Source organism: Solibacillus ferritrahens (genome assembly GCF_037027585.1).
Classification (GTDB): domain Bacteria; phylum Bacillota; class Bacilli; order Bacillales_A; family Planococcaceae; genus Solibacillus; species Solibacillus ferritrahens.
This window is the reverse complement of the sequence record NZ_JAXCLE010000012.1, coordinates 84,956-100,424: the sequence shown is the minus strand read 5'-3', so window position 1 is coordinate 100,424 and position 15,469 is coordinate 84,956. Positions and strand designations below refer to the sequence as shown.

Below are 15,469 nucleotides of genomic sequence, written 5' to 3'. Positions count from 1 at the left end.
GAAATGCATTAGAAAGAGGAGGATAGGTTGCATGGAACCAAAATGGCTATACAGATTAGAGAGTACCATTCCAACGCTAGGGCTTTGGTATAACGAAAAAGGGGACTTCGTTTTAACCCTCGCCGAAATTGAAAACTGTAAAACGAAAGATCTGCCAATGGGGTTTGACGAAAGATATAAACAAGGTGGTAAAGACTGGTTTAGTAGTTGTTCCAATATTGAAGATTTAACGCATTGGTATTCAATTGAAAATGCGAAAGATTTAATTAAGAAAGGCTTTAGGTTTTCGAAATATCTTGCTACTGATTACGTTGAATACGACAAAGAAACCGTTTTTTTAAAAGAGACTTGTTTGGAGAGAGTTACACTAAAGATTGAAGAAATTTTTAAATGAGAAAGTTTGGAATCGGGGTTGTGAAAAATGGATATGGATAATACTCAATACATTGAGCAGTGTATGATAAATTATGAAAAGATTATAAATAAAACAAAAGTAGCAACTAAAGAAAATAACGAAGTATTAGCAAAGCTTATCAAATCAATGTCATATGGACTCATCAAAACCAATTACGATAATTGGCTGGAAGAGTGCTTATTACAGGAAGACTGGCAAAAATTGAATGATTTAATTTTCCAGCAAATGCGTTATCAATTACTTCCGGGATCCAGTGGAGGGTACGACCATTGCCGAAACACTTTACATATTTTAGAGGCATTCGCTTGCGGGGACAATGAGGTAATGGAGCGCATTCTTCCAAATGAGCTGGGTTTAACTAAAAATGGTTACCCGTTTTATGTTGTGATAAGCAATCTCTTAATGGCAATGTGGTATAAAGATGAAACACTAATGAAAAAAGCCCTTGATGCTGCAGAAAAATTTGTTGGTACAAAGAAACCGCAATGGGAGCGTTCGGGAGCTGCATTTCTCATTGCTTTACAAGATGAAGATGTAGAAGCAATGGGAAAACATTTACAAGATTTCTGTTCGGGATATATGCGCGCAGATTTTAATAAGGCGATAAAACGGTTATGTGTACCTGCACATGGTCTTTATTGTTTGGCAAAAAACATATTGCCCTTAGAGCTATTTCAACAGATTAAAATGCCGGAACACAAGAACTTTTCTCAAGAATTCGCTAAGTGGAGAAATGATAATCCGCACCCTAGCTTAAATATATATTTTGAATATCCATCTCCTTTGGAAATCCTTAATCAAATAATTATGGCACCAGTAGCTAAAAGCATTATTTCCCAACCTTATCTTCAGAACGATAATCCACATCATTCACCGCAATTAAAGAAAAAATGGTTTCTTGATGAAGAGGCAATGTTAATGGCCTTTGTTGAAAATATGTAATCTTATTATTTAGATTCACATGTGTTGATCAATTAAATCCTTCCTGTAAAAAAAAGGCAATCTCAGTATTAAAACTGAGGTTGCCTTTTATTAATATATTGCATAAGTGATAAATAATATTAAATTTAGGTAAGTCTCGTTGATAATCAAAGTACTGATTACCAACGTTACATATATCTTTTACGCAATTTATTATGTTTTTTCTGCTACGCTATTAAAATTATATGAGTATAAAAATTATATTGGGGTAGAAGTATAGAAAATATTTAATTGAAAGAGGCGTTAACATGCAAGAAATACTTCTAATTTTGGCAATACAACTTGTTTATGTACCATTAATGACATTGCGAACGATTTTCCTAGTAAAAAATATGAGACTTCTAGCTTCAATTTTTGGGGTTTTAGAAGTGCTAATTAATGTATTTGCTTTATCCATCATCTTCAGTGGTGATCAAAACTTCATAGCGATGCTTGTCTATGCACTCGGTTTTGGACTTGGGATACCATTAGGAACAATGATTGAAGGTAAGCTGGCAGTTGGTTATGTTTCTGTTACGATTAATACGCAAGAAAAAAATCAGGAATTGATCGACATGTTAAGAGATAATGGATTTGCTATTACGACATATATTAGTCAAGGGCGTGACAGCGACCGATTTAAATACGAAATTTTGGCAAAACGAAATCGTGAAAAAGAACTGTTCAATCTTGTAGAATCAATTGAACCGAAAGCATTTATTATTTCGTATGAACCTAAATCATTTAGAGGCGGCTTCCTAGTCGACCGAATGCGCAATAAAAAGTTTAAACTAAAAAAGAAGACAGGAGAAAATTGATTTTCTATTGTGTCTTGAATCGCTAAAATTCAGCAAAAAAATAATAATAAATTCAGGATAGTTGGCAATACTAGTTATTGATGGTCGGTTAGCCATCGAATGATTTCGGCGCAGAAGGTTTCATCCTTCGCGCCTTTTTTATGTTTATACATTATCGCATTTTTTTGAAATTGATGTTATGGAAATCCCCTTTTCTTCAAATAATGAATGAAAAGGGGTGATAAGATGAGTAAAGAAGTTGGGAAGATTTTTGTACAGAGATTGATGAATAATAGTGATCCATTATCAAACATCGTTACAGTGCACCTTTTTTGTGAAAATGCGATAAATAGTTTAATTAAGGCTAAAGCTTTTGGCGTCGAGGATTTCTCGAAAAAGAATAAAGGGGAAACATATATCCCTATTCTTGATTCCAATTATTCAACGAAATTGTATTTTGTCTATTCGATGGGTTTAATCGAACAAAAATTATATGAAAATTTAAGACTGCTTAACCATTGGAGAAATAAAGCTGCCCATAATATCCATGAAGACTTAAAAAAATTACCTATCAATTTTCATATTTATAATGAAAACCATTCGATAACAGCAGGGGCCGATGAAAATGAAATCGTTTTAGGTGTTGCCTTTGCAACTTATGTTGAATTACATAAGTTTATCGAAGAACAATATGAAATAAAAATTTGAAACAAGGCATTAAGCTTCGATATCAGCACAAAGAGAGTTGGGGATGGACATTTCCAACTCTTTAATTATGACATTTAATTGATATTTACCCAATCATAATTGGTTCTTATTTCACATTTCTCATAATTAAATGATGGTCAAATGTACCGAATATCCATAATATCCGCTAAAATTGTTTAAATAAGGGTAAATGATGTAAGTAGTTTATTTTTTTTAAGGGGATGGACAATTTGAAAAAGAGATATTTTTTGGCTATGAGTACACTATCAATTGCAGTGGTGGCAGGTTGTGGAGATACAGCGGAACCAGTAGAAGGAACTAAAGATGAAGCAAGCTTAACTTTGCAGCAAGTATATGAAAAAGCAATGGAACGCCAGCAAAATTTAAAAAGTGTCCATGCTGAAACAACGATGGACCAAGTAACGAATTTAACGATGGACAGCGAAACAATGCAACTGACAAGTTCATCTAATTTAGCAATGGACATCGAACAAAACCCTATGGCAATGTATACAAAAGGTACTATTGATATGGATATGGGTGGCGAAAAATTCGAAATGCCAATGGAGATGTACATGACTGAGGAAGATGGCTTTTACATGTTGAATGGCGAAACAAATGAATGGATTAAGCTGCCGGATGAACAATATGAACAAATCATGGCACAGGCTGGGGCACAGGCAAATTCAACAGAACAATTAGAACAATTACAGCAATTCATAGATGAGTTTACATTTGAACAAGATGATGAAAATTACTTATTAACCTTAAATATTCAGGGGGATGAGTTTAAACAATTTATTCTATCTCAAATGGGTGCAAGCTTAGGTGAATCCATGGACATGTCAGGTGATATTTTAGAGAACATGAAGTTTGAAGATTCCCAGTATAATATAGTAGTTGCAAAAGATACATTTGATACGAAGGAAATCGATCTAGACTTAAAGATTATTACTAATATTGAAGGTCAGGAAACAACGATCGAAAGTGATGTTAATGTTATTTACTCGAAGTTTGATGAGGTAGATACAATCAAAATTCCGGATGAAGTATTAAAAGAAGCGACAATAGCTGAATAAAGTGCAAGCAGTGGAAGCGCATTTTCGCGTTACCCACTGTTTTTTTTATATTATATAGGAAACAAAATAAAAAAATTATCGTCTGTCCTTTTCTAGTCGCCTCTAAACTGATATTATTGATATAGTGTGACATCAGTCAGTGTAAAAATGAGAGTGGTGAAATTGAAATGGATGAACAAAAAAGAGATGAAGAACAAACAGAACAAAGTGAGCAGCAAGTCAAATCTGAAAAGCCTGCTGGTAAATATTTACGTATGAAACCATTTGCTTTCATTATGCTCATTTTCCTAACAATTATATGTACTGCTGGTTTAACTATCTTTGCATTAACGTTCGGTGAGCAAAAGGTTGTGGAAGTGAAGACTGAGGAACGTCCAGAATTCAAAAAGTTATATGATGCATATGATGCTCTTCAACAAAAATATTTTGAAGACGTAAATGAAGAAGAAGTAGTATATGGTGCAATAAACGGAATGTTTGATGCATTGGGTGACCCTTATTCAGATTACATGAATAAAGAAGAGGCTAGCTCGTTTAACGAAAACCTTTCTTCAAGCTTCCAAGGTATTGGTGCAGAAATTCAAGAGAGAAATGGCTATATTATGATTGTCTCTCCAATTAAAAATACACCGGCTGAAAAAGCAGGTTTGCAACCAAAAGATATGGTGCTTGCAGTTGACGGCAAAAGTGTAAAAGGAATGAGCTCCACTGAAGCTGTACTCCTGATTCGTGGAGAAAAAGGCACAGAGGTGACATTAACAATTCAACGTGGAGAAGCGGATAGCTTTGACCTGACGCTGGTACGTGATGATATTCCTGTGGAAACCGTATATGGTGATTTGGATGAATCAGGGATTGCTCACCTTCAAATTACGTCATTTAGTGAAAACACTGCTATAGAGCTTGAAAAACTATTGATTGAATTTGAAAAAGAAGGAATGAAGGGAATCGTTTTAGATGTTCGCCAAAATCCTGGTGGGTATTTAAAAGCAGCTATCGACATTTCAAACTTATTCGTTGAGCAAGGCAAAACAATCGTACAAATCCAAGAGCGCAATTTAGAGCCTCAAATTGTGATGGCCGATAATCGCTCTAAATATAAGCTGCCTGTAACTGTTTTAATCGATGAAGGAAGTGCCTCGGCCTCAGAAATTTTGGCAGGAGCATTAAAAGAATCGGCAAATGCTAAAATCATCGGCTTAAAATCATTCGGTAAAGGGACAATGCAAGAAGTTATCTACATGGAAGATGGCGCTAACTTAAAATTCACAACGGGTAAATGGCTGACACCGGATGGAAACTGGATTAATGAAAAAGGTATCTCTCCTGATGTGAAAGTGGATTATCCAGATTATGCGTCACTGCCATATATTGACCCAAATCAAACTTATGAATTAGGTACTGAGCATGTAGTGGTAGAAACAGCAAAACGTATTCTAGAAGTATTGGGTTATGACCCAGGCGAAGTGAACACTGTGTTTGATGAAACGACTGAAGCGGCATTAAAAGCGTATCAGGAAGAAAATGAGCTTGAAATTACGGGGATCTTAACTGGGGATACAACTTATGCATTAATGGATGCCATTAGTGAAAAGCTGAAAACTGAAGATCCGCAAATTTTAAAAGCGAAAGAACTTTTAGGTGTAACGCCTGAAGCAACAACAGACTAATACAAAAGATGGGCTAGTAAAAAGTGGAACTCACTTTATTGCTAGCCCATTACTATAGGAAGTGAAAATATGAAAGATGTTTATTTATTTAGTGGCTTTTTAGGCAGTGGCAAAACTTCCATGTTAACAGATGTAATCCGTCAATTGAAGGAAGCCGGATTAAAACCAGCCGTAATTATGAATGAGTTGGGCAAGTTGCCTTTTGACTCACAAGCCGTAGAATCCGATGTCCCATTAAAGGAAATGCTAGAAGGCTGCATTTGCTGTAGTGGTGCAGAAAAGACCGAGGCGCAAATTCAATCGCTTTTACATGATCAACAATTTGATGTGTTAATTATTGAAACAACAGGCGCTGCGCATCCTGTAGAAGCACTTGATGCCGTATATTCACCATTATTTGCAGAACAGTTGAATATAAAAGGAATTGTTACAGTTGCTGATAGCCGATTATGGTTAGATCGCTCTGTCTTAACTCCACAAGTGCGCTCGTTGTTTATGGAGCAAATTCGCCATGCACACTTAATATTAGCGAATAAAACAGATTTACTGACAGATTCTGAACAAGCTCAAGTTGTATATGAGCTGCAAGGTTTTAATTCTAAAGCGTTCATCTTACAAACAACGAATGGTCGTGTTCCACTTAACTTATTGCAAAATATGCAATCGACAGCCCGTGTTTCAAAGGATGACATAGTATCGGCACGCATCGGTGAAAGCTTCAATTTAGGCTCTAGATTAGTACATTTTGATAGTAGTTTCACTCAGGAACAGTTTGAAGATTGGATTCGGGAATTGCCGGAAACGGTTTACCGCATGAAGGGGTATGTACCGATTGAAGGGATTAAAAACCCGATGCTGTTTCAATATGCGTACGGTATGGTGCAATGGCTGCCGGAATACGTGAAGATGGCACCAAGCCTCGTAATAATCGGAGAGAATATAAAAGACGTGGAAATTATTGGACAATAACTCGTCAATACCTTTTCAAATGCAATGTTTGAGGGAATTGGATAAATTTACAGGAAAAATGAAGTGAGATTTAAGATTATAAGGCTTATAAATTGGTAGATGGACAACTTACCAATTTATAGGCCATTTTTTTATAAATTTTTCATTTACGATGGGATTACGAAAGGAGGCGTACAAAATGAAAAAATTAATATTACCATTTTGTGCAGTAATACTTTTTGCAACACAAGCACCCGTTGCGAATGCTAACGCAAACGAAGGGGGCAAAACAACTACAGGAATCAACTACTATCAATCAGCAGCAGAATATAAATTGAAGCTGAATCAAAAATATAACTCTCAAAAAAAGACACCTCAAAAACAAGAGGTATCATCAAATACAGTTAAAAATACATCTGTTAAAGAAGTAAAGAAAGAGCAAACGTCAAATGTTCCTTCTACTAATGTAACGCCGTCAAAAGCAGAACAAGCAACAACAGCAACAACGAATACTACAACTAATCAAGTATCGGCATTTGAAGAGAAAGTAGTAGAATTAACAAATGTAGAGCGTACTAAAAATGGTTTAAATGCTTTACAAATAGACAGACCATTAATGGCAGCAGCTCGCGAGAAATCACAGGACATGAAAAACAATAACTATTTCTCTCATACTTCACCGACATTTGGCAGCCCATTTGATCGTTTAAAAGCATTGAATATTTCGTACAAAGCTGCAGGTGAAAATATCGCAAAAGGTCAAAAATCACCAGAGCAAGTTGTAGAAGCTTGGATGAACTCAGCAGGACATCGTGCAAATATTCTAGATAAAAATTTCACGCATATTGGTGTAGGCTATGTTAAAGATGGCCACATTTGGACACAGCAGTTTATTAAAAAGTAAACACAATAAATATATCTTGAATTATTAGTACATCACTTATATAAAGTGATGTACTTTTTTGTTCTTATAACATGTATAAGTTCCAAGAAACCAAAATGGATTTTTAGTAACGCTGGCATCGTAATAATAGTTTATGTGAATAATAATTATTTTAAATTATACATACTGAATTAGGGTGATATATGTTTAACATTAACGCAAATATTTTATATAGGCTTCAATTGTGCTACAATTAACGGTATACTTATATTTGCTTTAAAATAAAGCGGTGCAAAATCGTTATATAAGTTGTGGTGAATTCCCAAAAAATACTTTTCGAGAATAATGATAATTAAAGGGATATATGAATATACGTTGAGAATACGTATAAAAAAACTATTTTAAGAAAAAATTAACGTAAATTAAATGGCAGACTAAATAATATGATATTTATCGAAGCATGTTGAAATGTCTTGATGCATAAAATATAAAAAATGACATTTGCTTTGTTAGGAGAAAATTATGAACGAAAAATCAATTATTTTAACAGGTGGGGGAACAGCCGGTCACGTATCATTAAATGAGGCAATCATTCCATCATTATTAGAAGCAGGATATAAAGTACATTATATTGGTTCGCAGGCAGGTATAGAAAAAGAACTTATAGGAAATGCATTTCCAACATTGCCTTATCACAGTATTGCAAGTGGGAAGCTACGCCGTTACTTTTCAATGCAGAACTTTACAGATCCGTTCAAAGTGTTGGTAGGGGTCACACAGGCTTTTACTATTATTAAGCGAGTAAAACCGACTGTAATCTTCTCAAAAGGTGGTTTTGTGTCGGTTCCGGTAGTCATAGCAGCAAAACTGGCGAATATTCCGGTCGTTGTACACGAATCTGACGTTACACCAGGTTTGGCAAATAAAATTTCATTGCCATTCGCATCTCATATTTTTACCGTATTTAAAGAGACTATGAAACATTTACCGAGCGATAAAGCGACATGTACCGGCTCGATTATCCGCCAACAACTTTTTGAAGGTAACCGCGAACGTGGTTTAGCCTTATGCAATTTTACTTCGGATAAAAAGGTACTTCTTGTTATGGGGGGCAGCTTAGGTTCTGTCGTAATAAATGATGCGCTTCGAAGCAACTTGCCGACATTGCTCGAAAATTATCAAATCATTCACCTTTGTGGCAAGGGGAATAAGGATACGTCATTTGATAATCTGGAGGGCTATTGCCAATTTGAATATGTGACGAATGAATTGCCGGACTTGTTATATGCAACAGATTATGTCGTATCGAGAGCAGGCTCTAATTCAATATTCGAATTTTTAACATTGCATAAGCCGATGCTTCTTATTCCTCTATCAGCTGCAAAAAGTCGTGGGGATCAAATATTAAATGCAAATCTGTTTAAAAAACAGGGTTTCGCACAAGTATTAGATGAAGAGAAATTGACAAAAGAATCGTTTTTACAAGCCATCAATCACCTTTCTGCAATGGCAGATGAAATGATTGACCATATGGCTGAGGTTGAACATCCTAAAACACCGAAGGAAATGGTCGGATTAATTACACAATACGAAAAATAAAAAGCGAGAGGCGTCCCAACAATGTGGAGAATGCCTTTCGCTTTATGTTTATAGGTTAGTGTAAAGAATTGCTTTACATTGCTTGTTCTTCTGCTTCCTCTTGCGTGTGAGCAGTTGTTAAGTAGAACAGGTCTTTTGGTATTTTAAATAAACGGAATTTAGTAGGACCTTGATTGATTTCTTCAAAAAGCAGGGGATTTGTATCCTCAGCATCAATTACATAAGGTAATTTTGATGCTGCTGCCTGCGATCGGCCATTTTCTTCCCGTACACGTAAAAATACTGTATGGAAATCGTAATCAAAAAACAACTCATTTAAAAATGCCAGCTTTGCTTTTTGATTGTAGCCTACTCCTTGAAATGGTTTGCCAATCCAAGTACCTAAAAATCCGGCACCATCCTGAATATCAAAGATGCTAATTGTACCGATTGGAGCGCCCCATTCATCGACGATTGTGCGTGAGATTGTTTGGCCATTTTGCTCTTCTTCGATTAATTGTTTTGTCATAAATAAATACTCCTCAGCGGAAGTTGCTTTTTGACGAACGAACGGAAACACAGACGGATGACGTAATAACTCGTATAATTCTGCAGTTTCTTGAAGATCTCTTTGTTTTAACATGTGAAACGCCTCCTTTTAAGAAGAAAATGGTAGAGCCTGTAGAAAAGAAATTAGTGTAAATAATCTTCTAATGCTAAAAGGTTCTTTATCATAAGGCAGTAGTCATTTCGAACTTGATCTTACCTAAAAGAATTTGACGTTAAACTATGGAACATAATTTGCCGGTCTCGCTCTATCCTAGACAAATAAAACAATATCGAAATAAGAATTATATCTACATTTTATTATAATATATTCTCTTGACGCAACTTTCAAGCTCGAAAAAAACATTTTTTTCTACTATTAGTCTATATATTCTGAATGTTCTAATTAATAATAATATTGATGACAATTTGTTTTTTGTCAAAGTATAATATAGTAATTATGAGAAGGTGAGGCGAAAGAATGAAAGTACAATTAGTTAAAGTTCACGGTTCAGGAAATACATTTTATTTATACGAAGCATTATATGACGATAAGCTTGATTTTGTGAACATGGCTAAGCAATTATGTGATCCTTCTATAAATGGAGGAGCAGATGGACTGTTGCTCGTTTTGCCCTCCGATATTGCCGATGCAAAAATGCGTGTAATAAACGCGGATGGTTCGGAAGCTTCCATGTGCGGCAATGGCTTACGCTGTGTTGCGCGCCATGTATGTGAAAAATTGGAAGTCGATGAAGCGCTTATCGAAACGATGCATGCTTGTTTAGCAGTTAAAAAAGAGGCTCCTATTTTTGAGCAGCTACCAACTTATTCAGTAGAGATTTCCCCAATTTCTTTTGAATTATCATCTTTGCCAATGTTCTTAGAGGATAAACTAGAATTGCACCATGAACGAATCCCGGCATTTTCTGAAGAAATACCTTTTACAGCTGTTTCTGTTCCCAATCCACATTTAATTGGAATTGTGGACAAAAAATATATTGAAAATACATCCCATCAACAGCAGCTAGCTGCATTTTTAAATTCGGATAATGACTATTGCCCGGATGGTGTAAATGTCAGCTATGTGCTACCTATATCAAACAATGAAATTTTCGTTCGCACGTATGAGCGTGGTGTAGGTTTTACAAATGCATGTGGAACTGCAATGACTGCTTCAGCATTAATTTCTATAATGGAGAACATTGTTTCGGATAATTTAATTACGGTTTATAATCCGGGTGGCTTCGTTCAGTGTTCTGTTACACAATATAATGATAAATGGACACTTGCTCTTATAGGAAATGCTACTATTGTAGGGTATTATGATATTGAATATATTGGTAATAAAATAGAGTTTATTAATTGTGTTATGTCAGAAGAGCAAGTACAATATGATAAATGTAATATTTTTGCAGAAAACAAGTTAATAAGTATTACAAAGTGAAAAGTGCTATAGGGGGATGCAAGCAATGAACGCCATTTTTTCCGTAAATCAATTGGATTTGTTATTCAAGAATAGTAGTGATGCGGTTTTCTTTATGGAAAGAGTAAATGATGGGTACCGCTATATTTTTGTTAACGAAACGGCTATAGATTTAATTAACGTTAATCCTACCGGCAAGTTATTAGAACAAGTCGTCCCTTCCCATTTAGCGAAAACGATTATTCAAAACTATAATTTGACTTTACAAAATCAAAAACAAATGGAATACGAAGATTATACGTATGATAAAATGGAAGTTCGAAAGCAGCGTACGACATCAATACCTGTATTTTTGAATGAAAAAACATATATTTTGGCAATTACAAAAGAAGTTTCCCTCGGCCGTGACTTAGAAGACAAATATCTTTTCATGCGCTCATTACATTCCAGTTCATTTATATCAACACTTTTAGTATCCAATGACATGCATTTGCTCGAAGCAAATCCTACTTTTATTCATGAATTTAGTATTTGTATGGAAGAAGCTCATAGTCAATCCTTGTTTGATATGAAATTTATGGATAGTAAAAGTGTAAAAACTCTCAAAAAATATATAAATCGGGTTCAAAACGGGGAAAGTATTCAATCGAAGATGCTATATTTTATTGATAAAAATAATGAGCGTCGATGTTTTACTGCTTCCTTCTCCTCCCTGACAAGTAATGATGAGACAATAGCTGTATTTATTATGCTGCACGAAATCACAGAGTTTATTAAACAAGAGCAAGCTTTGCGTACAGCATCACATGGTTTGGAAATGTTTAAAAATGCAATCAGTACCGTAGCGGATGTTATTTTTACCGATGTGAATGGCGTAATCACTGATATTAATGAACGTGTCATAAAAAATACAGGCTATAGTCGTGAAGAGATTATTGGGAATACACATCATATTTTCAATTCTGGCACCCATAACAAAGAGTTTTTCACAAATTTATGGAACACTGTTAAAGAGGGAAATGTGTGGCGGGATGAAGTTTGTAATCGTAAGAAAAACGGGGAAATATATTGGGTCGATTCCACAATCGTGCCATTAAAAAATGAACTAGGGAAAATCGAACAATTTTTCACTGTGCAATATAACATTACATCGGAAAAACAACTGCTGTCCGAGTTATACAAAATCGAACACATTTTCCGTGCTATTACAGACAATACGAACGACTTTATCGTAGTTACGGATAGTTTTGGGAAAATCAAATATGCGTCACCATCGTATTTGAGGAAACTAGGTTACGAAGAGGTTGAATTAATTGGCACTCCGTACGAAGATTTGCTAATGCCTGAAAGTATGGGGATATGGCAAGAAGCGTTAAACCCAAAAGAAATTGATTTAGTAAAAGAACTGAAAATCGAGCTGCTACTACATAAAAAGGATAATAGTCCAATTTGGACTGAGGGCAGTTATACGATGTCTCTCGATTTATCGCAGCATGAAATTTCGGAAATCGTGATGGTATCCAGAGAAATTACCGAGCGCAAAGAACTGGAAGATAAGTTGACCTATTTAGCTTATCATGATAGTTTAACGCAACTTGGCAATCGCAGAAAACTTTATAAAGACTTCCCTATGATTCAAAATGAGGCAATTCTATCCGATACGAGCATTGCAATCTTTTATCTCGACGGCGACAACTTCAAACAAGTAAATGATTTACATGGACATGATGTAGGAGATGAGTTTTTAAAACAGTTTGGCAAATCTCTCGTAAAAAGTGTTCGACAAGAAGATTTAGTCGTTAGATTAGGCGGTGATGAATTTTTAATCGTCTTTACAGGTTTATCAAATTCCGAAACAGAGCGTGTTATTCAAATCGAACAAATAATGAATCGAATTAAAGAAAATCTGGATATCGGATGGAGAATAAGAGGGGTCCATTTCTCTCCAACTGTTTCAATTGGGATCTCCATTTACCCGCAGCATAGTGAATGCCTGGATGATCTCATAGATTTGGCAGACCAGGCATTATATCAGGCAAAACAGTCCTCACAATATCAATATTGTATAAGCGACGTCTAACATAATAGCTAAAGGTGGTACGGAATATTATTCCGTATCTTTTTTTTATCTCAAATACAAATGGTACACTAGATAGTAATAATAGATTTTATTTGATTGAAAGAGGGAAAGGCATGAGTCAAAAAATATTAATTGTTGAAGACGAAAAGAATATCGCTCGTTTTTTGGAGCTAGAACTTCAGCACGAACAATTTGAAACGATGGTCGCATATGATGGGAGAACTGGTCTTGAATTAGCGCAAAGTGAAATGTTTAATTGTATTTTACTAGATGTGATGTTACCTCAGTTAAATGGGATTGAAGTATGCCGCAGAATAAGAAAGACAAGTGATGTACCGATTCTTTTAATTACTGCACGTGACGAAGTGATGGACCGAGTTGCAGGACTTGATGCGGGGGCGGATGATTATATTGTGAAGCCTTTTGCCATTGAGGAGTTACTTGCTAGGATTCGTTCTATATTAAGAAGGGTAAAGCATACTCATGCTTCCAAAACATTGATTGTCCGTGATTTGGAGATTGATGTGAACGCTTATGAAGTGGTATTTGAAAAGAATAAGATCGAGTTAACTCGGAAGGAATTTGATTTATTAAAGCTCCTTGTGGAAAATAAAAATCATGTATGTACTCGTGAGCTCATTTTAGAAACCGTTTGGGGCTTTGATTCAGAAGTAGAAACGAATGTGGTCGATGTATATATTCGGCATTTACGTACGAAACTTCAATCAAACAATGACCCGTATATCGAAACTGTTCGTGGGGTAGGATATGTGATGCGCGGATGAAAAAAAGGTATATAAAACAATTACATCTATCATTAAAAACAAAGTGGATGCTTGCTGTAGGAGTAACAATTTTCATCAGCTACGCACTAATCTCAATTGTACTGTATATTGCATTACAAACTTGGCTTATAAACAATGAAGAGAAAAATGCAATCCGTACGATAGATGATATGTCCACTTTTTTTGAAGCACAGGAGAACACTGTTACAATACAGAAACTGCAAAATAATTCTGCTTTAATGAAAGCAATATTGACCCAAGAACAAACTGTACGTATTTTTAATTTGGATGGTATTGAAATTATGCGTATAAATGATGTAACACCTGCTGCACATTTTCCGGTTGAAGAAATGAATTATTTTTCAACTATTATAGAGAAACAATCAATTGACGGTACAGAAGGATATGTCATCCACAGGGCCGTTCAGATCGGACAATTTCAAGGAATTATGCAGCTCATTCATCCATTGACGACATTCAATTCTATGATGAACTATATACTGACAACAATCCTAATCATCGGATTGGGTGCAATGCTTTTTTCTGTTACGATCAGTTATTATTTAGCCAATATATTAGTAAAACCGATTGTCCAACTTAGGGATGCAATGCATTTAGTGAGAAATAATGGGTTTAAAGCACAGCCACAATTCGATTACTCAGCACATGATGAAATAGGGGAATTGCTTCAGATGTATCGTACGTTGATGAATGAGCTTGAAATATCGTTTACAAAGCAGCAACAATTCGTTGCAGATGCATCCCATGAACTCCGGACACCTATTCAAGTTATCGAAGGACATTTATCTTTAATTAAACGGTGGGGAAAAGACGACCCGGAAATTATGATGGAATCATTAAATACATCTTTAACCGAAATTACGCGGATGAAAAAGATGATTGAAGAATTATTGCAATTGGCTCGCCGGGAAGATGCTGACGAATCTGCGGCAGCTAATATAGAAGAAGTTTATGAACAGGTGAAAGAAGAATTGCTACAACTCTATCCGAATGTACAATTCGATTTATCTGTTGTAGGACAGAGGGCGGATGCTGCAGTAACGGAACATGCGCTAGCGCAAATCTTTAGAAATATTATGAGTAATAGTATACGATATAATAGCAATGCACCAATTATTCAAATAAGCATTCTTTATAGCGATACGGACTCAACAATATTAGTTACTATAGAAGATAATGGGCTCGGGATTTCTAAGGAGCATTTACCGTATATTTTTGATCGTTTTTATCGAGTCGATGAATCACGTACAAATGAAGTTGCTGGTACAGGGCTCGGCCTAAGCATTACGAAAATGCTTGTCGATAAGTATCGAATCGTGATGAAGGTGGAGAGTACTTTACAAAAAGGCACTATTTTTTCCCTGAAATTCCACAAAAAATAGAATAATTTTAGTCAATCTATTTATTATTTCAATAGTTCAAGAAAAAATATGCTTAATTTTATAAAAAGAGTTGTATTTTTTGTGAAGAGTAGTAAGATTGAGATGGAAAAAACGTTCTTCCCCCTTTTATAATGTGCTTTTAGTCTGTGTGGAAGAGTGGTAAAATATTATTTGATTTATTTTGGTAGATA

General features: G+C 35.3%; 14 protein-coding genes. 13 read left to right on the top strand and 1 reads right to left on the bottom strand.

From position 1 onward, the window contains the following. Positions 1-31: 31 nt before the first annotated feature. From SNE38_RS12905 to SNE38_RS12865, 9 genes are all read left to right on the top strand, one after another. Positions 32-394: a hypothetical protein gene (locus SNE38_RS12905; RefSeq protein WP_191703346.1), complete on the top strand. Its 363-nt coding sequence runs from the start codon at positions 32-34 to the stop codon at positions 392-394. Positions 395-421: 27 nt separating this feature from the next. Continuing rightward, the gene (locus SNE38_RS12900; RefSeq protein WP_191703347.1) at positions 422-1,357 is read left to right on the top strand and encodes a hypothetical protein; all 936 of its coding nucleotides are present in this window, start codon (positions 422-424) and stop codon (positions 1,355-1,357) included. A gap of 287 nt (positions 1,358-1,644) precedes the next feature. Continuing rightward, positions 1,645-2,193: a DUF2179 domain-containing protein gene (locus SNE38_RS12895; protein ID WP_191703348.1), complete on the top strand. Its 549-nt coding sequence runs from the start codon at positions 1,645-1,647 to the stop codon at positions 2,191-2,193. A 225-nt stretch (positions 2,194-2,418) separates the two neighbouring features. Beyond that, positions 2,419-2,880: an RND transporter gene (locus SNE38_RS12890; RefSeq protein WP_191703349.1), complete on the top strand. Its 462-nt coding sequence runs from the start codon at positions 2,419-2,421 to the stop codon at positions 2,878-2,880. 254 nt (positions 2,881-3,134) lie between these two features. Beyond that, a complete protein-coding gene (locus SNE38_RS12885; protein ID WP_336046627.1) occupies positions 3,135-3,959 on the top strand; it encodes a DUF6612 family protein in 825 nt (274 codons plus the stop codon). Positions 3,960-4,126: 167 nt separating this feature from the next. Beyond that, positions 4,127-5,629 carry a lmo1851 family serine protease gene (locus tag SNE38_RS12880; RefSeq protein WP_336046626.1) on the top strand — a complete coding sequence of 501 codons (1,503 nt, stop codon included), beginning with the start codon at positions 4,127-4,129 and terminating at the stop codon, positions 5,627-5,629. A 69-nt stretch (positions 5,630-5,698) separates the two neighbouring features. After that, entirely contained in the window at positions 5,699-6,598 is a 900-nt protein-coding gene (locus SNE38_RS12875) for a CobW family GTP-binding protein (protein ID WP_336046625.1), read from the top strand. Positions 6,599-6,776: 178 nt separating this feature from the next. Beyond that, positions 6,777-7,481, top strand: coding sequence for a CAP domain-containing protein (locus SNE38_RS12870; protein WP_336046624.1), 705 nt, complete (start codon positions 6,777-6,779; stop codon positions 7,479-7,481). A gap of 501 nt (positions 7,482-7,982) precedes the next feature. Continuing rightward, positions 7,983-9,059 (top strand): undecaprenyldiphospho-muramoylpentapeptide beta-N-acetylglucosaminyltransferase, encoded by a 1,077-nt coding sequence (locus SNE38_RS12865; RefSeq protein ID WP_191703354.1) that lies wholly within the window; start codon positions 7,983-7,985, stop codon positions 9,057-9,059. Between the two features lie 73 nt (positions 9,060-9,132). Here the strand turns inward: SNE38_RS12865 and SNE38_RS12860 are convergent, their stop codons facing one another. Continuing rightward, positions 9,133-9,681 (bottom strand): GNAT family N-acetyltransferase, encoded by a 549-nt coding sequence (locus SNE38_RS12860; protein ID WP_191703355.1) that lies wholly within the window; start codon positions 9,679-9,681, stop codon positions 9,133-9,135. A gap of 384 nt (positions 9,682-10,065) precedes the next feature. On the opposite strand from SNE38_RS12860, the gene dapF reads away from it, so the two are divergent. The 4 genes from dapF to SNE38_RS12840 all read left to right on the top strand — a co-directional run bounded on the left by dapF (position 10,066) and on the right by SNE38_RS12840 (position 15,278). Further along, positions 10,066-11,031 (top strand): diaminopimelate epimerase, encoded by a 966-nt coding sequence (gene dapF, locus SNE38_RS12855; protein WP_191703356.1) that lies wholly within the window; start codon positions 10,066-10,068, stop codon positions 11,029-11,031. Positions 11,032-11,056: 25 nt separating this feature from the next. Further along, positions 11,057-13,090, top strand: a complete 2,034-nt coding sequence (locus tag SNE38_RS12850) for a sensor domain-containing diguanylate cyclase (RefSeq protein ID WP_191703357.1) — start codon at positions 11,057-11,059, stop codon at positions 13,088-13,090. Positions 13,091-13,203: 113 nt separating this feature from the next. Further along, positions 13,204-13,875 (top strand): response regulator transcription factor, encoded by a 672-nt coding sequence (locus SNE38_RS12845; RefSeq protein ID WP_191703358.1) that lies wholly within the window; start codon positions 13,204-13,206, stop codon positions 13,873-13,875. Next, complete coding sequence (locus SNE38_RS12840) at positions 13,872-15,278, top strand: sensor histidine kinase (RefSeq protein ID WP_191703359.1); 1,407 nt, start codon at positions 13,872-13,874, stop codon at positions 15,276-15,278. Before SNE38_RS12845 ends, SNE38_RS12840 begins: the two co-directional genes overlap by 4 nt. Positions 15,279-15,469 lie beyond the last annotated feature (191 nt).

Excerpts from the sequence above, each read along its gene's own strand:
- SNE38_RS12870 (WP_336046624.1), top strand. The coding sequence starts at position 6,777 with ATGAAAAAATTAATATTACCATTTTGTGCAGTAATACTTTTTGCAACA.
- SNE38_RS12875 (WP_336046625.1), top strand. The coding sequence starts at position 5,699 with ATGAAAGATGTTTATTTATTTAGTGGCTTTTTAGGCAGTGGCAAAACT.
- SNE38_RS12895 (WP_191703348.1), top strand. The coding sequence starts at position 1,645 with ATGCAAGAAATACTTCTAATTTTGGCAATACAACTTGTTTATGTACCA.
- SNE38_RS12905 (WP_191703346.1), top strand. The coding sequence starts at position 32 with ATGGAACCAAAATGGCTATACAGATTAGAGAGTACCATTCCAACGCTA.
- SNE38_RS12850 (WP_191703357.1), top strand. The coding sequence starts at position 11,057 with ATGAACGCCATTTTTTCCGTAAATCAATTGGATTTGTTATTCAAGAAT.
- SNE38_RS12900 (WP_191703347.1), top strand. The coding sequence starts at position 422 with ATGGATATGGATAATACTCAATACATTGAGCAGTGTATGATAAATTAT.
- SNE38_RS12845 (WP_191703358.1), top strand. The coding sequence starts at position 13,204 with ATGAGTCAAAAAATATTAATTGTTGAAGACGAAAAGAATATCGCTCGT.
- SNE38_RS12860 (WP_191703355.1), bottom strand. The coding sequence starts at position 9,681 with ATGTTAAAACAAAGAGATCTTCAAGAAACTGCAGAATTATACGAGTTA.
- SNE38_RS12865 (WP_191703354.1), top strand. The coding sequence starts at position 7,983 with ATGAACGAAAAATCAATTATTTTAACAGGTGGGGGAACAGCCGGTCAC.
- SNE38_RS12890 (WP_191703349.1), top strand. The coding sequence starts at position 2,419 with ATGAGTAAAGAAGTTGGGAAGATTTTTGTACAGAGATTGATGAATAAT.
- SNE38_RS12885 (WP_336046627.1), top strand. The coding sequence starts at position 3,135 with ATGAGTACACTATCAATTGCAGTGGTGGCAGGTTGTGGAGATACAGCG.
- SNE38_RS12880 (WP_336046626.1), top strand. The coding sequence starts at position 4,127 with ATGGATGAACAAAAAAGAGATGAAGAACAAACAGAACAAAGTGAGCAG.
- dapF (WP_191703356.1), top strand. The coding sequence starts at position 10,066 with ATGAAAGTACAATTAGTTAAAGTTCACGGTTCAGGAAATACATTTTAT.
- SNE38_RS12840 (WP_191703359.1), top strand. The coding sequence starts at position 13,872 with ATGAAAAAAAGGTATATAAAACAATTACATCTATCATTAAAAACAAAG.